Here is a 23543-nt window from a genome sequence, read left to right on the forward strand (position 1 = left end):
GGTCAGGTCAAGGTGGTTGGTGGGTTCGTCCAGCACGAGCAGGTTCACGCCGCGGGCCTGCAGCAGCGCCAGGGCTGCCCGGGTCCGTTCCCCCGGGGAGAGGGAGTCCACGGCCCGGTTGGTGTGATCGGCTTTGAGGCCGAATTTGGCCAACAGGGTGCGCACCTCGGCCGGGGTCTGCTCCGTCAGGACGGCCTCAACGGCGTCTGCGAGCAACAGCTCGCCGGCCAAGAGGCCGCGCGCCTGGTCGATCTCGCCGACGGCCACGGACGCGCCCATGGAGGCGTCACCGGAGTCGGGCAGCTGGACGCCGAGCAGGAGCCGGAGCAGGGTGGATTTGCCGGCGCCGTTGGGACCCGTGATCCCGATCCGTTCCCCCGCATTCAGCTGCAGGTTCACCGGGCCCAGGGTGAAGTCGCCCTGCACCGCGACGGCGTCGCGCAGGGTGGCCACGACGGCGCTGGAGCGGGGCGCCGCCCCGATGCTGAACTGCAGCTGCCATTCCTTGCGCGGCTCTTCCACTTCTTCGAGCCGGGCGATGCGGGACTCCATCTGCCGGACCTTCTGGCCCTGCTTCTCGGAGGACTCGGTACTGGCCGCCCGGCGGATCTTGTCGTTGTCCGGGTTCTTCTTCATCGCGTTGCGGACGCCCTGGGAGCTCCATTCGCGCTGGGTGCGGGCCCGGGAGACGAGGTCCGCCTTGGTGTTCGCGTACTCCTCGAAACGTTCCCGGGCGTGCCGGCGGGCAACGGCGCGTTCCTCCAGGTAGGCCTCGTAGCCGCCGTCGTATACCGCCACCGAGTTTTGGGCCAGATCCAGTTCCACGATCGTGGTCACGCAGCGTGCCAGGAACTCGCGGTCATGCGAGACCAGGACGGCGCCGCCGCGCAGGCCCTGCACGAAGGCCTCGAGCTTGGCCAGGCCGTTGAGGTCCAGGTCGTTGGTGGGTTCGTCCAGGAGCACGATGTCGAACCGGCTCAGCAGCAGGGCGGCGAGCGCCACACGGGCCGCCTGGCCACCGGACAGGCCAGTCATTCCGGCGTCGGGGCCCACATCGAGGCCAAGGTCCGCCAGGACGGACGGGAAGCGGTCCTCCAGGTCAGCGGCGCCGGAGGCCATCCAGCGGTCGAAGGCCAGGGAGTAGGCGTCGTCGGAGCCCGGAGCGCCGGAGCCCAGCGCCTCGGCGGTGGATTCCATCTCCAGGGTCGCCTGGGCACAGCCGGTGCGCCGGGCGATGTAGCCCGCGACCGTTTCGCCGGCAATGCGTTCGTGTTCCTGCGGCAGCCAGCCGACAAAGGCGTCGGCGGGGGCCAGGCTCACGGTGCCTTCCTGCGGACCGTCGACGCCGGCCAGCAGCCGCAACAGGGTTGATTTGCCGGCACCATTGGCGCCGACGACGCCGACGACGTCGCCGGGGGCTACGGTCAGGGACAGCTTCGAGAAGAGTGTGCGGTGATCGTGTCCACCGGAAAGATCCTTGGCAACAAGGGTTGCAGTCATTACTTCATCCTCTCACTGCGGCCCAAAACGGGCCGTCCAGTCTGGCAAAAACGGGCCGTGCTGACTGGGAGAAACGGGCCGAAAACCAGCCGGGCATAGAAGAACCCGCCGGTCCGGACTTGGGGGGTGTACGGACCAGCGGGTTCGACCATTTAGCATAGTTGAATTAGGACCTCACGCAAAATCCCAGCCCGCACCGCCACACCGCCACCACCCCCCGCCTCAATCGCCGCTGCCCCACCGCATGCCAGTAGCCATACTGCCCGTCGACTCCGCAGGAAGCCCTAGATGCCACTACCCGCAAAGGCGTTCCAACTCTGGCTTCACCGCGTTGCCCCGTCCGCGAGCACAGCCGATCTCTGCCGGATCTCCGGGATCAAGCGCACCACCTTCGCCCAGCAGTTGGTCCGCGGGAAGGTGGCAGAAACCACCCTGGTCAGCATCAGCCGGGCCCTGGATTTGAGTCCGCTGGCGGAACTCGCTTCCTTCGAGCACTATGCGGAGCTGGCCGCCCCGCCGCAGCCGCCGACCCCGGCCGAACTCGTCAGCCAGGTCGCCACCATGGACCTGTTGCGCGCCGTCATTTCGCGTTCTTCCCCGGCCTACGGCGGCTACGGTGACCAGGGCAGCTCAATGACCCCGGCCCTGAGCCCCGCACCGCACGCCACGTCGGTCCGGAACTGGGTGGATGCGATTGACGACGGTGAATTGCGCCACCGGGTTTCGGCCGCCACCGGGGTGGCACCGCAAAATTACTCCGCGCAGCTCACGGCAAACCGGCTGTCCCCCGAGCTTGCGGTCGCGACGGCCCGCGCGGCGGGCGTAGGCTTCACGGGCGGGCTCGTCGCAACGGGCCTGATAACCGAGGCTGAGGCCGGCTGGACGGCCGGGGCGAAGCAAGCCGCGTTGGATGCTCTTTCCGACGGCGACCTTAGCGCCTTGGCCGGGGAACGTCTTCAGGCGCTCGGAAAATCGCTGCGGCGCCATGAGCAGGAGCAGGCACAAACACAAAAGATTTGGGAGAACCTCGGATGATCGCGATCCTGCAGTGGACCACACTGGCGATTTGCTGCGTCGCCACGCTCGTCCGCGTGCCCAGTGTCCTGCGGGGTGAAAACCGGTCCCTGTTCTGGATCCTTGCGCTGATGACCCTGGCAATCCTGCTCAGCATCGATGCCCCGTATCTGGCCGTGGACCAAGTCCTGGGAGGCATGAACATCGCCAACCTGCTGCTGCGCTTCGTCATTTTCGCCGTCATCTTCTTCCTTGGTCTCCGGATGGCCCGGGGCTTCAGCGCGGACGATGCCCTGCGGCTCATCACCGGCCCCATCGGCATCGCAGTAGCCGCTGCCGCCTCGGCTGTGGTGGTGGTGGTCTTCCTCATGATGGATACCGCCGGCTCCTCGGCGGGTTTGGTCGCCGTTTTCGCCAAGGATGATCGCAATGCCGCCTTGGTGGAGTATTACGGGGCCGCCGGGCGCCTGTACCCCGCGTTCATCACCGCGGCACTGTTTCCGGCGATGCTGCGGACCCTGCGCAGCGGACTTCCGGCCCTTGTCCGGTCCAGCGCCGGGCTGCTGGCCGTGGGCACCGTGGCCATCTGTCTCAGCCTGCTCTCCCCGGTCGTCCCTCCGCCCCTCGGGTTCATGCGGTTCGTCATCAACTACTCGGCGGTCCTGTGCCTGGTCCTGGGACTGTGCATGATCTGGCTGGCTAAGACGCTTGCGAAGCATGCACCGAAGAAGCATGCTGGCATGATCTGACCACTTTGGGGCTGAGCAGGCAAGCGATGTGGGAGAACCGGGAATGATTGCAACCCTCCAGTGGGGCACGCTGATCATCTCCACCGTGGTGCTCCTCCTCCGCGTTCCGGATGCGATCCAGGGACGGAACAGGACCGTCTTCTGGATCCTGGTGCTCGCGACCCTGTGCAGCCTGCTCTCGGTGCCCGGCCCCTATGAGGCGATCGATGGGGCGCTGGGGGGATGGAACCTCGCCCACCTGATCTTGCGCTTCCTCGTATTCGCCGCGGTCCTGCTGGTCGGTCTGCGCGTGGCGCGGGGCCTGGCAGACGAGCCCGGCTACCGCCTCATCGCGGGGCCGGCCGGGCGCTGGGCCCTGGCTCTCAGCGCCGTCGCCGTGGCGTTGACCTTCTTCCTCATGGACACCCGCGGGTCCTCGTCGGGCCTGCTGGGCATCGCCGACAAGGGGGGCCCGAATGCAGTCCTGGCGCCGTTCTACGCCGCCGCCGGCCGCACCTACCCTGCTTTTGTCTCCCTCGCCCTGCTGCCGGCATTGCTCGCCACCGCCAGGAGCCGATTGCCGCGTCTCGTGCGTGCGGCGGCCCTCCTGACCTGCCTCGGTGCCCTGGCAACCGCGTTCACCATCCCCGCCTCCTTCGCCACGAAAGACTGGCTCCTCGCGCAGCAGACCGTCAATTATCTGGCCGTCCTGGGCTACGTCCTGGGCCTGGGACTGTTCTGGGCTTCCGGGCTCGCCGCCAAAGAATCCCATAACGCTCGCGCAACATTTCGCAAGAACCAAAAGTAGGCATTCACAAAATCATTAGACCGTGAGAGAATCATGAATGTGTGAATGCGGCAATCGCTTCGTGTACGGAAGTCAGCCGTGCGAAGCAGAGGCAGCCGTCCAAGCGCCATTGGGGGGATGAGTGGTAGCGGTCCGGTAGGACCGCTCCCACTCAGCCTGTTTAAGGGGTTTTCCGGTTGTTCCCGACAACATTCGGATTCCCCGACACTGCCGGCCGGATTCCCCTGCAGGAAAGGCGGCGGCAGGCGGCCCTGGCTGTCAGCGCACAAACCTCAGCGTGACCAGCTGGAAGGGCCGCAACGTCAGCTCGGCGGAATTGCCGCCCGCCGTCACTCCCGGAGCATCGACGGGCCGTTCCAGCAGATCCACGGCATGCAGCCCGCGGACCGGGAAATTGGCCTTCACCGCGCCGGTGGACCGCTCCCCCAGTGCTTCGTAGAGCCGGACAATCACATCCCCCGAACCGTCTTCAGCGAGTTTGACCGCTTCAATGACAAGGGCCTGGTTGAACACCGTGACCAGCGGCTCCACCCCGTGGGCCCCATGCACCACCCGCGGTGCCAGGTTGGTGCGGTAGCCCTCTTCGACGGCGTCGGCGATCGTGGCGCCCGGACGGACCGTGACGTGCAGCTCGTGCCTGCCCTGGTCCGCGCCGGGATCCGGAAACTTCGGTGCCCGCAGGAGCGAGAGCCGCACTGTGGTGGTGGTGCCGCCGTCGTCCTCCCGGACGTTGCGGGTGACGTCGTGGCCGTAGCTGGAAGCGTTGGAGATCGCCACCCCATAGCCCGGCTCGGCGACGTGGATCCAGCGGTGGGCGCAGATTTCGAATTTCGCGGCCTCCCAGGACGTGTTGACATGGGTCGGGCGGAAGACGTGCCCGAACTGCGTCTCCGCCGCCGACCGGTCGGCCCTGACATCCAATGCAAAGCCCAGCTTGAGCAGCTTTTCGCTCTCCTGCCAGTCCACGGCCGTGGTGATCGCGAGCGAGTCTGCACCCGGCGCGAGCGTAATCCGTTGGGTCACCGCGGAGGACCCGGCCATCCGCTCCACCACCACGACGGCGTCCGGGCTTTCGCCCCGGTGGTCGCGCTCTGGTGCCACCGAAAGCGCCTGGTCCAGACGGACGACGTTCCTGCGGTAGAAGGCGTCGATGTCCCACGCGTCCCATTCATTGGGCGTGTCCCGGTGCAGCTCCAGGAGGTTTCCCACCTCGCCGGGAGCAATCGCCTCTCGTCCGGAGGCCCGGTCCGCGAGGGAGACCAGCAGTCCGCGGGCATCCACCACGGCACGGATGATGCCATTGTCCAGGATGTAGCCGCCGCCGTCCTCAGTGATCTCTACCGGCTGCCCGGGCCGGACCGGTTCGGCAGCCGCCAGGGCAGGCACGCCCAGGCGCTCGTGCGGGGCAGCGTTGAGCAGGAATTCCCGGCTGCCGGTGCCGAGGGCCGCCGCCGCGGCGTTCGTGATGACCGCTTCCAGTCCCCGTTCGACGGCGGCATAGTTCCGTTCGGCGTCCTGGTGGACCCAGGCGATGGAACTGCCCGGCAGGATGTCGTGAAACTGCTGCAGCAGAACCAGCCGCCAGAGGCGCTTGAGCTCCGCAGCCGGATAGCGGTGCCCGGTCCGCACAGCCGCCGTGGCACTCCAGAGCTCGGCCTCCCGGAGGAGGTGCTCGCTGCGCCTGTTCCCCAGCTTGGTCCTGGCCTGGCTGGTGTAGGTGCCGCGGTGCAGTTCCAGGTACATCTCCCCCACCCATACCGGCAGGGGCTCATACTCGGCCCGGGCCTGGCTGAAGAAGCTGGCCGCCGAGCCGATCCGCACCTTCGGAGATCCTTCCAGATCCGCCGTGCGCTGCGCTGCGGCCAGCATCTCGCGGGTTGGGCCCCCGCCGCCGTCGCCGTACCCGAACGGAACCAGCGACGTGCCTCCGCGTCCGTGGTCCCGGTAGTTCCGTTCTGCGTGCGCCAGGTCCCGGGCACTGAGGTCGGAGTTGTAGCTGTCCACAGGTGGGAAATGGGTGAAGACCCGGGTGCCGTCGATTCCCTCCCAGTTGAAGGTGTGGTGAGGCATCCTGTTGACCTGGTTCCAGGAGATCTTCTGGGTCAGGAACCAGCGGCTGCCTGCGGCCTTGATGATCTGCGGCAGGGCGGCGGAATACCCGAACGTATCCGGCAGCCACGCCTCCTGGCAATCGATCCCGAATTCGGCCAGGAAGAAACTTTTACCTTCGAGGAACTGCCGTGCCATGGCCTCGCCGCCGGGCATGTTGGAGTCGGATTCGACCCACATCCCGCCGACGGGAACGAACCTGCCGGCGCGGACCTTGTCCCGGATGCGCCCGAAGAGCTCCGGATAGTACTCCTTCATCCACGCGAGCTGCTGGGCGGAGGAGCACGAAAAGATGAAATCGGGATTCTCGTCCATCAGGGCGACGACGTTGGAGAACGTCCGGGCGCACTTGCGGATGGTCTCCCGGACCGGCCACAACCAGGCCGAATCGATGTGGGCGTGGCCCGTGGCCACGAGCTGGTGCGCCGAGGCATAGGCGGGCCGGGACAGGGCATCGGCCAAGGCGGCCCGTCCGGCCTCCGCGGTCCCGGCAACGTCGTCGGGGTCCATGATGTCCAGCATGCGTTCGAGCGACCGCAGGATGTCGTGGCGGCGGGGCAGGTCCATGGGCAGTTCGTGCATGAGCCCGCTGAGCGTGAGGATGTCCTGCTGCAGTTCCCAGACAGTCTGGTTGCGTTCGGCGATGGCGATCCTGCCGAGGCGGTACTTCGGCTCGCTGCCCGACGTCGCCTTGTCGCCGTAGGGGGTGGCGGCGAAAGTCCAGTTCTGGGACAAGTCGGGGTTGGCCGCGGCTTCGACGTAGAAGTCAACGGCCATGCCACTGCCCAGGAGCTTGAGCGGGATGTACTGGTTCCGTGGCGAGATCGCCTTGATGATGGTCCCGTCGGACCGCCAGGCAATGCCTTCGCACTGGAAACCCGGGAGGTCGCCGCTGAAGCCGAGGTCCACGAGGACTTCCACGGAGGTTCCGGCCGCGGTTCCCCAGGCGTCCGGCACCTCACCCCGGAGCCGGAGCCACTTGGTGCTCCAGGGCCGGCCCCAGGCCACGCCGTGTTCCTGGGGCGTGAACTCCTGCCGCAGGGCCTCGAGCACCGGCACGGGTTCGTCCGGCGCGTCCCAGCTGCTCAGCGTCAGCGGCACGTTGCGCGGGTAGACGGCCGGGCCGATCCGGTCACGCAGAAAGCGGTCCAGCCGGACTTCCGTAAGACGGCGGTCGTCGTGCAATGTGATCCTCTTCAGCGCTGGGGGGTCCGATCGACTCCAATCGATGGATAAAACTTACGCCGCGGAGAACCCATTGGCCAACTGTTGCCCCTAGCCGGCGGCAGGCGCCGGAACCGCGACGCGTTGTTGGCCCGCGTACACGTTCAGGCTGGTCCCGCGGCTGAACCCGGCCAGTGTCATCCCGCTGGCCTCGGCGAGCTCGACGGCCAGGCTGGAGGGGGCACTGACAGCGGCGAGGACCGGGATGCCGGCGAGGGCCGCCTTTTGGACGAGCTCGAACGATGCCCGGCCGGACACCTGCAACACGGTGCCCCGGAGCGGGAGCAGGCCCTCGCGGAGCGCCCAGCCCACCACCTTGTCCACCGCGTTGTGCCGGCCCACGTCTTCGCGCAGGCACAGCAACTCGGCCGAGCCGTCGTCGGAGATCCTGAAGAGCCCGGCGGCGTGCACGCCGCCGGTGACTTCGAAGACCTCCTGGGCGGACCGGAGGGCGTCCGGGAGGGCCGCGAGCGTTTCGACGGGGACGCTCAGCGGATCGTGTGCCGGGCTGTAGTGCGAGGACTTCCGAACGGCATCGATCGAGTCAGTGCCGCAGATGCCACAGGAACTGGAGGTGAAGACGTTGCGTCCGGTCTCGGGCCGGACGACGTCGGGCCTGAGCTGCGCCTCCACCACGTTGAAGGTCTGCATGCCGTCGGCGTCTTCGCCGGCGCAGAACCTGAGCGAGACCAGCTGTTCGGGTGCCCAGATGATCCCCTCCGAGACGAGGAAGCCTGCGACGAGGTCGAAGTCATTGCCCGGCGTTCGCATGGTGACGGAGAATGACATGTTGCCGAGCCGGATTTCCAGCGGTTCCTCGACGGCAAGGACGTCCTCCCGGTGCCGGACCGGAAATTCGAGGGCCTGCGGGGACCCGTCCAGGACGATCTTGTGCACCTTGCGGCGCTGTGTCACACGGCCCATCCGGTGCTCCTAAGCAACATTGTGTGCCGCTGTTTGAAGCTAGCGGCTGTTTGAATCTTTGGTTGGTTCCATCATTGTAAGTGCCTGATCCTGGCGGCGTGCCTTGTCCCGGTGCCGTCGCAGCAGGCCAGGGCTCAGCCCAAAAGGGCACTCCAGTCCACCGGACCGTCGCTGGCCGCGGTTTTCCTGGCGGTCCGCTTCGCCGCCGGCTTCTGTTCGGCGGCCGCCGCCGAAGCGTCAGGCAACGGCGCACTCCACGGGAGGGCGAAGGCGGGGACGAGTTCCCCCAGCTGCACGCCATGGGGCGGGACCACCAGCACACCGTCGGCGGCGGCCAGCCCCCGCATCATTCCGGGGCCGGTGTGCTGCGCCGGCGATGCCATGCCGTAGAGCAGCCGGAAGGGCATGAGCCGGGTCCGGCCCGGGTCGGCGTCAATCGTCGAGCCGCAGGGCACCTCGCTGAGCGGGGGGATCACGCCGTGCCCGAGTGCCGCCAGGAGTGGGGCACCGATCGTGGACAGCGCCATCATGGCCGCGAGCGGGTTTCCTGGCAGGCCAAGGATGTAACGGCCGTCCGGCAGCTCGGCCAGCACGGCGGGGTGGCCCGGGCGCATGGCGATTCCGTCGATCAGCAGGCGGCCGCCGAGCTCGGCGACCGAGCGCCTGAGGTGGTCTGTCCCGGAGCGCCCCGTGCCGCCGGTGGTGATCACGACGTCGGCAGGCAGGTTTTCACCGGCAGGATCGGTGTCCTCGAGGGCGGCGAGCCACTCGGCGTAGGTATCGCCGACTTTCACTTCTTCGGTACAGATCCCGCCGAGCATTCCCACCACGGCGGCCAGTTGGGGTCCGAAGGTGTCGCGGACCTGCCCGGGTGCCGGTATCCCGCTCGTCACGACCTCGGAGCCAGTGAAAACGAGGCGGACCACGGCCTTGCCGAGCACGGGAAGGGCGTCACTTCCGGCCAGCGCGGCGAGCGCCAGATGGGCGGGGTTCAGGACCGTGCCGCCCTTGATCAGGACGTCCCCGGCGGCGGCTTCCTCCCCGGCCTTCCTGATGTGGTCGCCGTTGCGCGGGTCTCCCGGCTTCGCGGTGCCGCCCAGCTTCAGGACGGGCAGGCCGTCGTCGTCGGCGTCGATGATGCCGCTTTCGCTGCGCAACACTGCCTTGGCCCCGGGCGGGATGAGGCCGCCGGTGGCGATCGGGCTGGCCTGATGTGGTGCCAGGCGCTGACCGGGTTCGGCCAGGATCCAGGGCCCGCTGCCGTTGACGGCCCAACCGTCCATGGCAGAGGAAGCGTAATGGGGCATGTCCTGCCGGGCAACGACGTCCGCCGCGAGCGTCCGGCCAAGCGTCTGCCGCAGCGGAACAGGGGCGGCCGGGATGGGAACGGCGCACTCGAACGCGAGTTGCCGGGCCTCCTGCCACGTGTGGGCCAGGTGCCTGTGCGGCTCCGCGGCAGTGTCCTCGTCCCCTGAGTCCTGGTCCGCTGTGTCCTGGTGCGCGATGTGAGGGCCTCCAGGGCCGTTTACGAGAGCCTCTCCACCGCCATCTCTGACGCCATTTCCGCCGCTATCGTTGACGCCATCTTCACCTGCGGCGGTGGCGGGGCCATTGCCGTCCGGGGCCGCAGCCGTCATGCCCCGGAAGTTTCGGCGGCTGCGTAGTCCTTGGCGAGCCGGCGGGCCACGGCCATCGCGGACTCCATGGACACGGAGTCCGTGGCCTGCCCGGAGCCGGAGGCCAGGCCGGCCGCAAAGCCGGCAATGAATGTGGTCAGCGGTGCCGCCGGGCGCACCACGGAATGGGCGGCCACGCCGGCCAGGGCGAGGACCTCATTCACGTCAATCTCAACGTCGTCCAGCTCCAGGGCCTGGAGCAGGGCACGGCACCAGTCTTCCAGTGTTTCGTCCTGGCTTTTCACCGTTTGCCTCCATGGTCGAGTTCAGCTGTGCAGAGCCGGGCCGGAGCCCGGACCGCCGTCGGGAATCCTGCCGGATACCCCCAGTGCGGACGCGTCATCCCAGGTGTCGACGTCATCCGTGGAACCCGGGGGAACGCGAACTTCCCGCACGTCCAGCCTAGCAAGAAGGGCGAACACCGACGCGTTTTCCAGCCGGTCCCGGGACGCGGCGTCCGCGACAGAACGTTGTAGCACGGCCGTGCCATAAAAGCCCACGAGCGGCTGTTTCCGACTGTCGGCCGAGACGGCCATGACGCCGTCGGCCCCACCCCTTTCCGGTGTGCCTGCAGCAGACGCGGCCAGCGCCTCGGCCAGGGCACGGACCGCGCCGGCCGACCGGGGCATGTCACACGCCAGGACGAGGGTATAGGGCGCGGCTGCTGCGTGCCGGCTCGCGTGATCGGCGGCCAGGGCGGCCAGCCCCGCCGCGATGGCTGCGGCCGGACCCGCGAAGGGCGGCTCTTCCCGGCAGGTCAGGACGCCGCCGGGCAGGCCCCCGGGGTCGGGGCCGACGACGACGGTGCGCCCCGCCGCGCCCGCGGCCCGCAGTGACCGCTCCAGGAGGGTGGCGCCGTCGTAGATCAGCCCGGATTTGGGCACGCCGCCGAGGCGTGAGGACCGCCCCCCGGCGAGAATGATAGCATCGAACTCCATCGGTTCAGCCTAGCGCGGCGCCAGCGGCCACTGAACAAGCCGTAATGTGCGCCGGCAGCGTCTTCACCGGCTGATCAATCAGCTAGGAGGCCGATCAGGCAGCCGATTCAGGCAGCAGGAACGGATCCCAGGCCGGCGTCGGCTTCTCGAGTTCCTTGATCTGCCAGGTGGCACCTTTTGGCGGGCCCGGAACAAAACCGATCTTCCAGCCCATCTCCGCCGGCGTATGGTCGCTCTTGGCGTTGTTGCACCGCAGGCACGCCGCCACCAGGTTCTCCCAGGAGTCGGCTCCGCCCCGCGATTTGGGCTGGATGTGGTCGATGGTGTGGGCAGCCTTGCCGCAGTACGCGCAGCGGTGGGCATCCCGGCGCAGCACGCCGCGGCGGCTCACCGCAGTCATCGTGTTGTACCTTGGCCGGATGTAGCGGTTCAGCAGGATCACGGACGGGCGGCCCAAAATGTCCTGGGGGCCGACCACGGGGTCGTCCCCTTCGGCCACCACGCTGGCCTTTCCGGTCAGGACAAGGACGAGCGCCCGGCGGAAGGTGATGACCGCCAGCGGTTCATATCCAGCATTCAGAACGAGAGTGCGCATCCGCATACCTCTTCACGGCCGCACCCGCCAGCGGCACGAGGGCCGGCTGCCCTCTGCATGGTCGGGCTATGGATCGACAACACAAGAGTAAACACTCAAGTGCCGGATCACCGAATATTTTTTCACCGGCGCGGTCCTCAGCGCGGAAAGTTCACTGCGCGGCAACGCGAAAGACCCCCGCCTGGAGGCGGGGGTCTTTCGGAATGCTGGGGTTCGTGCTTAGGCGCCGACGCGGATGAAGACCGGGCCGGAGCCGACGTTGACGCTGTACAGCGCGGTGGTGCCGCCGTTCCAGCCGCCGTGCACTGCCATGCCGTTGCCTACGTAGACCGCGATGTGAGCCATGCCCACGCCGCCGTTCTGGTAGTAGGCGAGGTCGCCCGGGCGTGCCTCGGCGGCGCTCACGGTGCGGCCCAGGGACAGGTAACCTGCCGGCCAGCCGTGGTAGTGGATGCCGGCCGCGGCCAGGGCGTTGGTGGCGAGGGCGGTGCAGTCCTGCGCCACGCCGATCTGTGCGTAGGCAGCAGCGGCGATGGTCGCGCCTGCGCCGCTTCCGATGCCCGCGGGGGCCTGGGCAGCGACGCCGCCGCTGACGCCAAGCTCGGTGCCGCCGGCGCGGGTGGCTGTAGCCGTGGCCGTGGCGTCCTGGACCTTCACGACGGGCTTGGGAGCCTCGACGACGGGAGCCGGCGTGGTGGTCACGGCGGGCTTCTCGTAGGAGATCGCGATGGTGGAAGCGGCCGAGATGGTGGCCGGAGCTGCGGACTGGACTTCCAGGGCCGAAGCGGAGGTGGATTCGCGCTGAACATTGGTTTCAGCAGCGTTGGCTGCGATTCCGCTGGTCAGGACCAGACCGGAAGCTGCGGCGATGACCGCGGCCTGACGGCCCATGCCGCCGGCGTTGTCGCCGACAGCCTTAGCAATTACAGCCAGCGAGTTGGTCTTGGTGACCTCGGCGCGGTGCCGTGCAACGTTTGCACGAGTAGTCATTAAGTTCTCTCTTTCGTGATCCTTGGACCGCGCGCTTTCGGGCACGGACTGAGGACGCTCCGGCATCTTGGGGGTACGCCGGATCGCCCCGAAATGGGTTACTTAGCGAAGGGTGTACTGCGAAGACGCGCCAAAAGCGGAAACTGCATGCTGTCCGGGCTCGGTAGCGATTGAGCCTGCGGAACGTGATCCAATCCGGGCGCCGGCAAGGGCGGCACGTGATGTGGATTCCAGCGGGCTCGACAGAGCCTCGCCGGTGCGCATGCGCGCAGAATTGTGGCGTGAAGACACGAAAGTAGCCTCTCCCAATGCCTACGAGGTGAGCTGTCGGATTCGGATGGGAGTCACCCGGCCGCGCTGCTTCCTGGGAAGCTTTGCGACTTAACCCCAAGGCCTTCTTTCGAAGGCCAAAATTGGTTCCCCCGCCCCTGCCAGACGATGTAATGCGAACGGACCTTGAGCGGTGGCAGAGCTAGGCAATCCACTCAAGAGCGCCAACTTCGGAAAAGTTGGCGTGCTTCAAACCCTACAGCAGTCCTGATCCAATGTCACATTCAGATCACGGCGTGTCACAGGAAGTTGAGAGCAGCCCATCGTCTTTTTAGAGCCAGCCGAGCGGGTCAACGACATCGCCGTTGACCATCACTTCAAAGTGGAGGTGGCAGCCCGTGGAGGCGCCGGTGGTTCCGCTCATGGCGACGACGTCACCGCGGAAAACCTTCTGGCCGACCTTGACCGAAGCCGAGGACAGGTGGTTGTACGTGGTCTCCAGGCCGTTGCCGTGATCGATGACCACGCGGTTCCCCCCGCCGAAGGGATGCCAGCCGTTGAAGGTCACGGTGCCGCTGGCGGCCGCGTGGACCGCCGTGCCGCACTGGGCGGCGAAATCCTGGCCGCGGTGGAACTCCCCCGCGCCCCCGGTAATGGGGCTGACACGGTAGCCGAAGGGCGAGGCCGTGACCAGCTGGTCGAGCGGCGCACCCAGGGTGCCGGCCGATGCCGCGCGGGTGATCGTGCCCACAGACTGGGCGCTCAGCAGCTGCTTGAGTTTCCCGTCCGGATCGCCCTTCGTGGTGACGGCCGTGCGGTTGAAGTCGACCTTGGCGGCGGCGGCAGCGGTGACATCCGGCTGCACGGCGGCGGAGAGCGCGCCGGATCCGCCCGGATTCGAAGCCATCACCGGGCTCGTGACGGGGACCGTCACGGTAAGAACCAGACCAGTTGCGGCCAGTGCGATCCCGGCCTTCTGCCCGACTCCGCTTGCCGCGGCAAAGTCCGTGACCTGGCGGAACGGACTGCGACGGCGACGGCGTTCATCGCGGTGCACGTCCCGCGGGCGTTCGGCCGTGTGTGCGACGACGGGACGCGGCTCCGGAGCGGGACCGGTCGCGCGGCGACGGCCCCTGGCGGTCTGGGTGGTCAAGAAGGGTTCCTCTCTGGATGGCCTGCGAAGTTAGCTGTCGGATTCGGGTCAGAGAGATCAAAGACCCGGTCCGCCGTTGCAGGCAGCCACGCACAGAGGCATCCCTAGGGGATCCTTCGGTGGAAGCTGCTTGCCGCTGACGGACTTCACCCCAAGGCTGCCGAAGTAGCAGCCGAAAGTGGTTCCCCCGCCCCTGCCAGGAGGTAGTTCTGCGACTGATCCGCTGGCAGGGCTCGGCTTCGGATCAGGTAACGCTTTGGTATCGGTACTGGGCACTAACTATAGGCGATTAAGCCGCCCGGTAATAAATCCGTAACCGCAATTGTGGACAACTCGTGGGTGGTCCCATGACCGGCGCGTGGTGGCTGGTCAGGCGACTGTTACAAAGACGTGCGCGGCAACCTCGGGCGGCAGCTCCAGGGCACCTTCGATATCGGGGACGCGGACCGAGATGTACTCCCCCACCCGCTCCAGCGAGACCAGCGCGCCAGGCCTGATTCCGCCCTCGTCGAGCTGGGCCAGAAGCTCCGGCTCCACCTGGATCGGCTCCGCGAGCCGATTGACCGTAACCCGGGAAGTTACCCCGTAGCCGGCCATGGCCTCCAGCAGGTTCACGGGCCTGTCCACGGGGGCGCCGTTGGGCACGCCGCCAAGATCCGCAAGCCCCGGAATAGGGTTTCCGTAAGGCGAGACTGTCGGGTGGTTGAGCATCTCGAAGATTCTTCGCTCGACGCGTTCGCTCATGACATGTTCCCAGCGGCACGCTTCCTCGTGGACGTAGGCCCAGTCGAGCCCGATCACGTCCGCGAGGAGGCGTTCGGCCAGACGATGCTTGCGCATGACACCGATTGCACGTTTCCGTCCGATTTCCGTCAGTTCAAGGTGCCTGTCGCCGGAAACAACCACCAGCCCGTCGCGCTCCATCCGGCCGATCGTCTGGGACACAGTGGGGCCGGAGTGGCGGAGCCGTTCGGCGATGCGGGCGCGGAGGGCAACGATGTTTTCTTCTTCAAGTTCCAGAATGGTCCGAAGATACATCTCCGTAGTATCGATCAGATCCGTCATTCAGCTCAGCTCCTCGAGCGCAGTCCTAGCGTCATTCCCACCGTACCGCGTGCGGGATGCATGCAGGATGCGCCCAGGCGGGAACCGCCGTACGTTCGCATGCCAGCCTAGCCTATTTTGAATTACTCCGGATAATCTTTCGATCGACCTGAAGCTATTGTCCCAGCCCCAGCCGGCCGGCCGTCCCCGGCGTCTCAATGACCGGACTATGACAGGCCTTTTTCTGTATCGCCGGGAGCTGTCAGGCAAAATAAGACAGGCAGAATGAAGAGGGGTGTCCGTGGTAGCCATCCCTGCCCGCCACCTCCCAGCCACGCTACGAACCAGCCGAAAATTGGAGCCACTGTGAGCGACACCAGCATCACGATCCCCGCCAACCTCCTGCCCAAGGACGGACGGTTCGGCGCCGGCCCGTCCAAAGTCCGGCCGGAACAGATGGACGCCCTGGCCGCGGCATCGTCGAAGCTGCTGGGGACCTCCCACCGCCAGGCGCCCGTGAAGAACCTGGTCGGCTCGGTGCGCAGCGGCCTCAGCGAATTCTTCCGGGCACCGGAAGGCTATGAAGTGGTGCTGGGCGTCGGCGGATCTACCGCGTTCTGGGACATTGCCAGCTTCGGGCTCGTGGAGAACAAGGCGCAGCACCTGTCCTTCGGCGAGTTCGGCTCGAAGTTCGCTTCCGCCACCAACAAGGCGCCGTTCCTTGCCGAGTCCTCCATCATCAAGGCCGAACCCGGCACCCGCCCCACCGCCCGGGCGGAGGCCGGCGTCGACGTCTATGCGTGGCCGCAGAACGAGACCTCAACCGGCGTTGCCGCCCCCGTCCAGCGGGTGGCCGGCGCCGACGAGCGGTCGTTGGTGCTCGTGGACGCGACCTCGGCCGCGGGCGGGCTGGACGTGGACGTGGCGGAGTCGGACGTGTACTACTTCGCGCCGCAGAAGAACTTCGCGTCCGACGGCGGCCTGTGGCTGGGCCTGTTCTCCCCGGCCGCGCTGGAACGGGCGGCACGGATCAAGGCCGGCAACCGCTGGATTCCCGACTTCCTTGACCTCCAGACGGCGATCGACAATTCCAGGCTGAACCAGACCTACAACACCCCCGCGCTGGCCACCCTGGTGACCCTGGACGCCCAGGTGCAGTGGCTCAACGCCAACGGCGGCCTGGACTTCGCCGCCGGCCGGACCGCGGATTCTGCCGGCCGCATCTACGGCTGGGCCGAAGCGTCCGAATACGCCACGCCGTTCGTGGCCAAGGCCGAGGACCGCTCGAACGTGATCGCCACGATCGACTTCGATGACTCGATCGACGCCGCGGCCATCGCCAAGGTGCTCCGCGCCAACGGCGTCGTCGACACCGAGCCGTACCGCAAGCTGGGCCGCAACCAGCTGCGCATCGCCACCTTCGTGGCGATCGAGCCCGACGATGTCTCGGCACTGCTCGAGTGCATCGATTTCGTCGTGGCGGAACTGAAGAAGTAGCCCTGCGTCCGGCGTCGTCACGGCCCCTGAGGACCTAGGCCGTGACGGCGCCGTCGTCGTTTCAGGTCCGTCCGCCCTGCTATGCCTACGGCCGCGGGTCCCTGCCGGCACCGGCCGCGCCGGTCCGGCTTTCGACGCGGAAGTACCGCAGCCCGTGGGCGCGGCGGTTGAAGTGGAGCCGCAGGTGCTTCGCGCGGATGATCCACACCAGCCCGATCAGGGCCGCCAGCAGGCCGGCGCCCGCCGCGACCGCCATGGACCAGCGGGGGCCGGCGGTGTTTGCCACCCAGCCGACGAGCGGTGCCCCGAGGGGAGTTCCGCCCATGAAGATCGCCATGTAGAGGGCCATCACCCGGCCCCGCATTACGGGCTCTGTGGTGGTCTGGACGTACCCGTTTGCGCTCGTCATCATGGTGATCGCGAACAGCCCCACGGGCACAAGTGCGACGCCGTACCAGAAGTAGTTCGGGGCCATCGCTGCGATGCCCGAGGTCACACCGAAGGCGGCGGCCGCCCCGAAGATGACCCGCAGCCGTGGCTTGCCGCGCCCGGCGGACAGCAGGGCCCCGGCGACGGATCCGATGGCCATGATCGAATTCATCAGGCCGAAGGCCCCCGCGTCCAGGCCGAATTCGGTCCCCACCATGGCCGCGATGAACAGGGCGAAATTCAGCCCCAGGGTTCCCACGATGAAGATCGCCACCAGCACCACGATCAAATCCGGACGGTACCTCACATAGCGCAGCCCCTCCCGGATCCTGCCCCTGCCCGCCGGTGCCCGCGGCAGCCGGCGCAGCGACGACGACGGGATTTTCGCCAGGCTCAGCAACAGGGGCACAAAGGTGAGCGTATTAATGAGGAAGACCCAGCCGGGCCCGACGACGGCCGTGAGCACGCCGGCGACGGCCGGACCGATCATCCGGGCAACATTGAAAGACGCGCTGTTCAGGGCCACGGCGTTGGGGAGGTAGTCGTCCTGGACCAGTTCCGAGACGAAGGTTAGCCGGACGGGGGCGTCCAGGGCGGAAACCACCCCGAGCATCAGGGCGAAGGCGTAGACGTGCCAGAGCTGCGCCGCGCCCGTGACCACCAGGATGCCCAGCCCCGCGCTCAGCAGCGCCATGGCGGACTGCGTCAGCACCAGGAGCCGCTTGCGGTTGAACCGGTCGGCGACCAGTCCGGCCACGGGTGCCAGGAAGAGTTGCGGGCCCAGCTGCAGGGCCATCGTGATTCCCACCGCCCCGGCATCGTGCGCCGTCAGGTGGGCGAACACCAGCCAGTCCTGGGCGGTGCGCTGCATCCAGGTGCCAACGTTGGAAATAAGGGCGCCGACGAACCAGATCCGGTAGTTCAGGATGTGCAGGGATTTGAACGTGGACATCAGCCCCAGCCCTCCCCAGACACGCTCCCGGACGCTTCCAACCGCTAGTCGGCCTCGCCCGTTGAGCGTTCCCGCTCGGCGTCGTCGGCGTCGGCGTCGGTGTCGGCGTCGTCGGCGTCGTCGTCGGTGTCGGCGGTGTCAGCGTCGTCGGCGTCGTCGTCGTCAGCGTCATCCTGCTGGTCGGCGTCGGACGCCTGCGACGGCGCTTCGGGACCGGACGGCGCCTCGGCAGCCTCGTCAGCCTGCGCGTCTTCCGGCCGGACCCGTTCGGCCCACGGAACCCAGGCCGGTGCCAGGATGGAGTCCTCGGAGGGCAGAAGGCCAAGTTCGTCCACCGTGACCACCTTGGAGCGCGAGTTGCGTGTCAGCACGGCGTACCACTGCCACCCCAGGTATCCGGGGAGCCTGGATTCGAACAGGTGGGTCACCAGGCGGTCGCCCTCGCTCCGGGCGCCGATGTGCTCGCCGATCTGCTCGGCGGGGGCAATGCCCTCCACCGCGGTGCGGGCGACGTCGACGGCTGCGGCCAGGAAGGCGTCAGGCTTGCCGGTGCGCCAGACGGGCACGCCGGCGCGCGGACGGATTCCCTGCTTGGGGCCGGTTGCTTTAGCCCCGGCGGGCGCTGCGGTTCCGGCATCCGGCGCCGGCAACTGATCAGGTTCCTGAGTCATCAAAAGCCTTATACGTCCAGCTCGTCGGCAACCTTACGGAGGGCCGCTGCGATCGCCTTGCCCTTGTTGCCTTCCGGGTACTTGCCCGCGGACAGGGTCCCGGACAGGTTATCCAGCACGCTGACGAGGTCCTGGACCAGCGGGGCAAGGTCCCTGGCGCTGGGCCGCTTTGCCTTGGCGATGGACGGCGTCTTGTCCAGCACGCGCAGGCCCAGGGCCTGGGCACCCTTGCGTCCGTCGGCTACACCAAATTCAACACGCGTGCCGGCCTTGAGCTCCGTAATGCCTTCGGGCAGCGCGGACTTGGGCAGGAAGACTTCCTGGCCGTCCTCGCCCGCGAGGAATCCGAAGCCTTTTTCCTTGTCATACCACTTGACCTTGCCGGTAGGCACGTAATCAACCTTCTTCGTTCTGCGGGGACACGGCCGGCGGTCACCGCATCCGCATGGATACGCGGGTTCAGGGTATGACTGCCCGGACCGTGTTGGTCTGTATCTCCAAGGTTATCCTGCCTGGTTCACTTTAACGGCTTGAGGCGCGGGCGATGCCGGACTGTTAGCGTTGCCCCCATGACACTGACGCGTTACCGGCGGCCTTTGATGATCGTAGCGGCCACCCTTGCTGTGCTGTCCCTCGTTGCCGTCGGCGCTGTCATGGCCATGGCCTTCAACAATGCCGTGGCGCCGGCCTGGATTACCTCGACGGCCCTTTACGGCCTCCCGGTGGCATTCCTGCTCATGCTGGCCCTCGTTGTCGACGCGGTGGCAGCCCGGCGCCGCCCGCGCGGGCCCGGCGAAAGGTAACGTTGGAGCGATGTCCCTCATCCGCGCGCTCAGCAAGGAACTTCAGGCACGAAGCGACGAATCGTTGCGGGCCCTGTTCTCCGCGCGGCCGGACCTGATTTCTCCCGGCGTCCCGGACTTCGCCGCCCTCGCCGCCCGCGCCAGCGGACGCGTCAGCGTGCAGCGGGCCCTCGAACGGCTCAACCGCCCGCAGATGCAGGTCCTGGAAACCCTGCACCTGTGCACCAACGCCGATACCGGGCACAGCGCGTCGGCGGCGATGCTGAAGAAACTGATCAACGGCTCCTCGGTTGCCGCCGTCGACCGGCTCCTCCATTCCCTGCAGGAACTGGCCCTCGTCCACCGCGCCGATCCGCCGCACGGCGCGACCCCCGCCGCCGCCAAGCAGCGCCACTACCTTCCGGTCGGCAGCCTCAAGGACGTGATTGGCATCTACCCAGCGGGGCTCGGGCGCAGCTACACCGAACTTGTGCGGCTCCAGCCTGCTTTTGCACAGCGCGTGGTGCAGCTGGTGGGGGAACTTCACCGCGCCGGGGCGTCCATCTCCCCCGCCACGACGCCGATGGAAGCCGCCCTGTCCCTGCAGCACTGGACGGCAACACCGGAATCGCTCCAGCAAATCCTGGCCTCCGCACCGGACCGGACCGCTGCCCTTCTGGCCCGCTTCGGGAACTGGGCCATGGGCGCCGTCCCGCAGGCGCAGCGCAGGGCGTCCGTGCTCCACGAAGGCGCCGACGTCGGCCCCGTGGACTGGCTGCTGGCGCGCGGGCTGCTGGTACCGCTGGACGCCGCGCACGTCGAACTGCCGCACAGCGTCGGAGTGTCGCTGCGCGGCGGGTTTGTCATCGAGAACTTTTCGCTCACGCCGCCCGTCCCCCGGCTGGGCAACACGAGCGCAGGGCTGCGCCGAAACGCCGCGTTGGGCGCCATCGCCGAGACGCTGCGGCTCGTGGGCGAAGTGCTCTACACCGTGCGCGAACAGCCGCTGGCGACGCTGCGCAGCGGGGGCGTCGGGGTCCGGGAGATGAAGCGGCTGGCGGATTCCCTGCGGATGGAAGTGCACGAGGCCGGTGTCCTCGCGGAGCTCTGCGGAATGGCCGGTCTGCTACGCCTGGACGTCGACAGTTCTGCGTGGGTGCAGCCGCCGCAGCTGGAGTGGCTGTCGCTGCCGCGGCAGGAGCAGTGGCTGTGGCTGGTCAACGCCTGGCTGGCCAGCGAGCGCGCACCGTCCCTCGTGGGCCAACCGGTGAATGCTGCCGCCCCGGGCCCGGCAGGGCACCGGGGCCCGGCAGGGACCACCATCAATGCGCTCTCCGCCGAGGCGCAGCGGCCGGACGCCCCGGTGGTCCGCAAAAGGGTCCTGGAAATCCTGCACGAACTCACCCTTGAGGCCGTGGCGCCCGACGGGCAGGCCCCGGTCCTCGATGCCGCCGCCGTGCTGGAGCGTGCCGAGTGGACGCAGCCCCGGATGGCCAGGCGCTTCAGCTCGCTGATCCGCGGCATCCTCGCGGAGGCCGAGATGCTCGGCCTGATCGGCTCCGGGGCGCTGAGCCAGCTGGGCGCCGCGATCGCCGCCGAGCAGCCGGACGACGCCCTGGGGATCCTGGGCGAACACCTGCCGGCGGCCCTGCAGCATGTGTTGCTGCAGGCGGACCTGACGGCGGTGGCGCCGGGCTACCTCGACCCCGAACTGAGCGAACGGCTCCTGACCATGGCCACGGCCGAAGGGCAGGGACCGGCCACCATCTACCGGTTCTCCGTCACCTCCGTGCGCCGTGCCCTCGACGCCGGCCAGGACGCCGCGGCGATGCTGGACTTCCTGCGCCAGCATTCGGCCACCGCCATCCCGCAGCCCCTCCAGTACCTCATCGAAGACACCGCCGCGCGCCATTCCCGGCTCCGGGTGGGGGCCGCGGCCAGCTTTATCCAAAGCGAGGACGAGGCTGCCCTGCTGGAGCTGCTCAACGCCCCGGCCGCGGCCGGCCTCGGGCTGGTGCGCATCGCGCCCACCGTGGTCGTCTCCCACGCCGCGCCCCGGGAAACCGCCCAGGCCCTCCGGGGTCTGGGGCTCGCCCCGGTCCTGGAGGAAGCTGCCTCCGCGATCGTCCGGCTGCGCCGCAGCACCCCTGCGCCCGGCAGCGGCCGGCCGGTCTACACGGCCCCGCGGACCGCTCCGCCGGAGGCCGACATCGAGGCCCAACTGGCCGTGCTCCGCGCCAACGGGTCCCGGGCGCCGGGCTCCGGCGCCCACCCGCCGGCGGCACCGGGCAGCGAGGAAGCGACCCAGCTGGGCCTCGAGACCCTGCTGAAGGCGATCCGCCTCAGGCAGCGGGTCATCATGAACGTCGTGGACAGCATGGGGAATGCCACCCGCGAGACGGTTGTTCCGGTAGCTGTGAATGGCGGGCGGGTGCGGGTGTTCGATCCGGACAAGGAGATCGAGCGGGTCCTGTCCATCCACCGCATTATCGACGTAGAAGCTACAGAGGAATTGTTCCAGTGAATGACGGGCCCCTGATCGTCCAGAGTGACAAGACCATCCTGCTGGAGGTCGACCACGAACTCGCAACGGAGGCCCGGCACGCCATCGCGGCGTTCGCCGAGCTGGAACGGGCCCCGGAGCATGTGCACAGCTACCGGCTGACGCCACTGGGGCTCTGGAACGCCCGGGCGGCCGGGCTGGACGCCGAAAAAGTGCTGGACACCCTGCTCACGTATTCCCGTTTCCCCGTGCCCCACTCCCTGCTGATCGACGTCGAAGAGACCATGTCCCGGTACGGCCGGCTCCGGCTGGAGAAGGACCCGCAGCACGGCCTGGTCATGCGCACCTCCGACTACCCGGTGCTCGAGGAAGTCAGCCGCGCCAAGAAGATCGCCCCGCTGCTCGGGCCACGGATCGACGGCGAGACGGTGGTGGTGCATTCCTCCCAGCGCGGCCAGCTCAAGCAGCTGCTGCTCAAGCTTGGCTGGCCGGCCGAGGACCTGGCCGGCTACGTGGACGGCACCCCGCACCCCATCATGCTCAACGAATCGGGATGGAAGCTGCGGCCCTACCAGCAACTGGCCGCGGAGAACTTCTGGGCCGGCGGCAGCGGCGTCGTCGTCCTTCCCTGCGGCGCCGGCAAGACGCTGGTCGGGGCGGCCGCCATGGCCACCAGCTCCACCACCACACTGATCCTGGTGACCAACACCGTCGCCGCGCGGCAGTGGAAGGACGAGCTCCTCAAACGCACGTCGCTGACCGAGGAGGAGATCGGCGAGTACTCCGGCTCCGTCAAGGAAGTCCGGCCGGTCACGATCGCCACCTACCAGGTCCTGACCACGAAGCGCGGCGGGCTGTACCCGCACCTGGAGCTCGTGGACGGCAACGACTGGGGCCTCATCATCTACGACGAGGTCCACCTGCTGCCCGCGCCGATCTTCCGGATGACGGCGGACCTGCAGGCCCGCCGACGGCTCGGGCTGACCGCCACGTTGGTGCGGGAGGACGGCCGGGAGGGCGAGGTCTTCAGCCTGATCGGTCCGAAACGCTACGACGCGCCGTGGAAGGACATCGAGGCCCAGGGCTACATCGCCCCGGCCGATTGCGTGGAAGTCCGGGTGGACCTGCCCCGCGACGAGCGGGTGGCCTATGCCATGGCCGAGGACGCCGACAAATACCGGCTGTGTGCCACCTCCGAGACGAAGACCCGGGTGGTCGAAGAACTCGTCGCCGAACACGCCGGGGAACAGCTCCTGGTGATCGGGCAGTACATCGACCAGCTCGACGAGATCGGCGAGCGCCTGGGCGCGCCGGTGATCAAGGGCGACACGTCGGTGAAGGAGCGCCAGCGGCTGTTCGACGCGTTCCGCGCCGGCGAGGTGCAGACCCTGGTGGTGTCCAAGGTCGCCAATTTCTCCATCGACCTGCCCGAGGCGTCGGTCGCGATCCAGGTCTCCGGTTCATTCGGTTCCCGACAGGAGGAGGCCCAGCGCCTGGGYCGGCTGCTGCGCCCGAAGAAGGACGGCCGCTCCGCCCGGTTCTATTCGCTCGTGGCCAGGGACACCCTGGACCAGGATTTCGCCGCGAAGCGGCAGCGGTTCCTCGCCGAGCAGGGGTACGCCTACCGGATCATGGACGCCAAGGACGTCGGCACCGCGGGCTAGGCGGGTGCCGGGGATGCGGCCATGCAACACACAACCTCCATTCAGAAAACTCCCAGAGTCTGGGAGCATCAT

20 protein-coding genes and 2 riboswitches are annotated in these 23543 nt (G+C 67.9%); of the genes, 7 read left to right on the top strand and 13 right to left on the bottom strand.

Annotation, left to right across the window (positions count from 1 at the left end; all coding sequences use genetic code 11):
* Positions 1–1500 (bottom strand): ABC-F family ATP-binding cassette domain-containing protein (locus tag AC1D1W_RS11175; protein ID WP_476943711.1); only part of this gene is annotated, 1500 nt, incomplete at its 3' end.
* 288 nt (positions 1501–1788) lie between these two features.
* Here AC1D1W_RS11175 and AC1D1W_RS11180 point away from each other — a divergent pair.
* The 3 genes from AC1D1W_RS11180 to AC1D1W_RS11190 are packed head-to-tail and all read left to right on the top strand — an operon-like array spanning position 1789 to position 4050.
* A complete protein-coding gene (locus AC1D1W_RS11180) occupies positions 1789–2535 on the top strand; it encodes a hypothetical protein (protein WP_230012263.1) in 747 nt (248 codons plus the stop codon).
* A complete protein-coding gene (locus tag AC1D1W_RS11185) occupies positions 2532–3263 on the top strand; it encodes a hypothetical protein (protein WP_476943712.1) in 732 nt (243 codons plus the stop codon). Before AC1D1W_RS11180 ends, AC1D1W_RS11185 begins: the two co-directional genes overlap by 4 nt.
* Positions 3264–3306: 43 nt before the next feature.
* Positions 3307–4050 carry a hypothetical protein gene (locus tag AC1D1W_RS11190; protein ID WP_243181612.1) on the top strand — a complete coding sequence of 248 codons (744 nt, stop codon included), beginning with the start codon at positions 3307–3309 and terminating at the stop codon, positions 4048–4050.
* Positions 4051–4308: 258 nt separating this feature from the next.
* Here AC1D1W_RS11190 and AC1D1W_RS11195 read toward each other — a convergent pair whose 3' ends face one another.
* The 9 genes from AC1D1W_RS11195 to AC1D1W_RS11235 form a co-directional block, all read right to left on the bottom strand.
* Positions 4309–7344, bottom strand: coding sequence for an alpha-mannosidase (locus AC1D1W_RS11195; protein WP_476943713.1), 3036 nt, complete (start codon positions 7342–7344; stop codon positions 4309–4311).
* A 90-nt stretch (positions 7345–7434) separates the two neighbouring features.
* The gene (gene fdhD / locus AC1D1W_RS11200) at positions 7435–8307 is read right to left on the bottom strand and encodes a formate dehydrogenase accessory sulfurtransferase FdhD (RefSeq protein WP_476943714.1); all 873 of its coding nucleotides are present in this window, start codon (positions 8305–8307) and stop codon (positions 7435–7437) included.
* A gap of 134 nt (positions 8308–8441) precedes the next feature.
* Positions 8442–9944 carry a molybdopterin molybdotransferase MoeA gene (locus AC1D1W_RS11205; protein WP_476943715.1) on the bottom strand — a complete coding sequence of 501 codons (1503 nt, stop codon included), beginning with the start codon at positions 9942–9944 and terminating at the stop codon, positions 8442–8444.
* Complete coding sequence (locus AC1D1W_RS11210; RefSeq protein WP_079555354.1) at positions 9941–10228, bottom strand: DUF6457 domain-containing protein; 288 nt, start codon at positions 10226–10228, stop codon at positions 9941–9943. The genes AC1D1W_RS11205 and AC1D1W_RS11210 overlap by 4 nt, the downstream gene beginning before the upstream one ends.
* A gap of 21 nt (positions 10229–10249) precedes the next feature.
* Positions 10250–10921 (bottom strand): molybdenum cofactor guanylyltransferase, encoded by a 672-nt coding sequence (gene mobA, locus AC1D1W_RS11215; protein ID WP_243181616.1) that lies wholly within the window; start codon positions 10919–10921, stop codon positions 10250–10252.
* Positions 10922–11015: 94 nt separating this feature from the next.
* On the bottom strand, positions 11016–11516 hold the full coding sequence (locus tag AC1D1W_RS11220; protein ID WP_476943716.1) for an HNH endonuclease: 501 nt from the start codon (positions 11514–11516) through the stop codon (positions 11016–11018).
* A 219-nt stretch (positions 11517–11735) separates the two neighbouring features.
* On the bottom strand, positions 11736–12506 hold the full coding sequence (locus AC1D1W_RS11225) for an NlpC/P60 family protein (RefSeq protein ID WP_243181617.1): 771 nt from the start codon (positions 12504–12506) through the stop codon (positions 11736–11738).
* Positions 12507–12801: 295 nt separating this feature from the next.
* A riboswitch (cyclic di-AMP (ydaO/yuaA leader) is annotated at positions 12802–12971 on the bottom strand.
* A gap of 136 nt (positions 12972–13107) precedes the next feature.
* A complete protein-coding gene (locus AC1D1W_RS11230) occupies positions 13108–13929 on the bottom strand; it encodes a M23 family metallopeptidase (protein ID WP_476943717.1) in 822 nt (273 codons plus the stop codon).
* 4 nt (positions 13930–13933) lie between these two features.
* A riboswitch (cyclic di-AMP (ydaO/yuaA leader) is annotated at positions 13934–14148 on the bottom strand.
* A 150-nt stretch (positions 14149–14298) separates the two neighbouring features.
* A complete protein-coding gene (locus AC1D1W_RS11235; protein WP_243181619.1) occupies positions 14299–14994 on the bottom strand; it encodes an iron-dependent transcriptional repressor DtxR in 696 nt (231 codons plus the stop codon).
* Between the two features lie 345 nt (positions 14995–15339).
* Between AC1D1W_RS11235 and serC the strand changes: the two genes are divergently transcribed.
* Entirely contained in the window at positions 15340–16470 is a 1131-nt protein-coding gene (gene serC / locus AC1D1W_RS11240; RefSeq protein ID WP_476943718.1) for a phosphoserine transaminase, read from the top strand.
* A gap of 85 nt (positions 16471–16555) precedes the next feature.
* Here the strand turns inward: serC and AC1D1W_RS11245 are convergent, their stop codons facing one another.
* The 3 genes from AC1D1W_RS11245 to AC1D1W_RS11255 are packed head-to-tail and all read right to left on the bottom strand — an operon-like array spanning position 16556 to position 18914.
* Positions 16556–17851 carry an MFS transporter gene (locus AC1D1W_RS11245; RefSeq protein ID WP_476943719.1) on the bottom strand — a complete coding sequence of 432 codons (1296 nt, stop codon included), beginning with the start codon at positions 17849–17851 and terminating at the stop codon, positions 16556–16558.
* Between the two features lie 44 nt (positions 17852–17895).
* On the bottom strand, positions 17896–18522 hold the full coding sequence (locus AC1D1W_RS11250) for a DUF3027 domain-containing protein (protein ID WP_476943720.1): 627 nt from the start codon (positions 18520–18522) through the stop codon (positions 17896–17898).
* Positions 18523–18530: 8 nt separating this feature from the next.
* A complete protein-coding gene (locus tag AC1D1W_RS11255) occupies positions 18531–18914 on the bottom strand; it encodes a cold-shock protein (protein WP_018776003.1) in 384 nt (127 codons plus the stop codon).
* A gap of 177 nt (positions 18915–19091) precedes the next feature.
* Here AC1D1W_RS11255 and AC1D1W_RS11260 point away from each other — a divergent pair, with 177 nt between their 5' ends.
* Genes AC1D1W_RS11260 through AC1D1W_RS11270 form a run of 3 tightly spaced genes read left to right on the top strand, consistent with a single transcriptional unit; the run spans position 19092 to position 23471 of the window.
* On the top strand, positions 19092–19325 hold the full coding sequence (locus tag AC1D1W_RS11260; RefSeq protein WP_079555362.1) for a hypothetical protein: 234 nt from the start codon (positions 19092–19094) through the stop codon (positions 19323–19325).
* 10 nt (positions 19326–19335) lie between these two features.
* Positions 19336–21828 carry a helicase-associated domain-containing protein gene (locus AC1D1W_RS11265; protein WP_243181624.1) on the top strand — a complete coding sequence of 831 codons (2493 nt, stop codon included), beginning with the start codon at positions 19336–19338 and terminating at the stop codon, positions 21826–21828.
* A complete protein-coding gene (locus tag AC1D1W_RS11270) occupies positions 21825–23471 on the top strand; it encodes a DNA repair helicase XPB (RefSeq protein ID WP_223914292.1) in 1647 nt (548 codons plus the stop codon). The genes AC1D1W_RS11265 and AC1D1W_RS11270 overlap by 4 nt, the downstream gene beginning before the upstream one ends.
* Positions 23472–23543: the final 72 nt, after the last annotated feature.

This window comes from Arthrobacter sp. P1_B4, assembly GCF_056406555.1.

Coding starts and splice junctions, on each gene's coding strand:
- AC1D1W_RS11235 (WP_243181619.1), bottom strand. CDS start 14,994: ATGACGGATCTGATCGATACTACGGAGATGTATCTTCGGACCATTCTG.
- AC1D1W_RS11220 (WP_476943716.1), bottom strand. CDS start 11,516: ATGCGCACTCTCGTTCTGAATGCTGGATATGAACCGCTGGCGGTCATC.
- AC1D1W_RS11265 (WP_243181624.1), top strand. CDS start 19,336: ATGTCCCTCATCCGCGCGCTCAGCAAGGAACTTCAGGCACGAAGCGAC.
- AC1D1W_RS11245 (WP_476943719.1), bottom strand. CDS start 17,851: ATGTCCACGTTCAAATCCCTGCACATCCTGAACTACCGGATCTGGTTC.
- AC1D1W_RS11260 (WP_079555362.1), top strand. CDS start 19,092: ATGACACTGACGCGTTACCGGCGGCCTTTGATGATCGTAGCGGCCACC.
- AC1D1W_RS11190 (WP_243181612.1), top strand. CDS start 3,307: ATGATTGCAACCCTCCAGTGGGGCACGCTGATCATCTCCACCGTGGTG.
- AC1D1W_RS11225 (WP_243181617.1), bottom strand. CDS start 12,506: ATGACTACTCGTGCAAACGTTGCACGGCACCGCGCCGAGGTCACCAAG.
- AC1D1W_RS11250 (WP_476943720.1), bottom strand. CDS start 18,522: ATGACTCAGGAACCTGATCAGTTGCCGGCGCCGGATGCCGGAACCGCA.
- AC1D1W_RS11180 (WP_230012263.1), top strand. CDS start 1,789: ATGCCACTACCCGCAAAGGCGTTCCAACTCTGGCTTCACCGCGTTGCC.
- AC1D1W_RS11205 (WP_476943715.1), bottom strand. CDS start 9,944: ATGACGGCTGCGGCCCCGGACGGCAATGGCCCCGCCACCGCCGCAGGT.
- mobA (WP_243181616.1), bottom strand. CDS start 10,921: ATGGAGTTCGATGCTATCATTCTCGCCGGGGGGCGGTCCTCACGCCTC.
- AC1D1W_RS11185 (WP_476943712.1), top strand. CDS start 2,532: ATGATCGCGATCCTGCAGTGGACCACACTGGCGATTTGCTGCGTCGCC.
- fdhD (WP_476943714.1), bottom strand. CDS start 8,307: ATGGGCCGTGTGACACAGCGCCGCAAGGTGCACAAGATCGTCCTGGAC.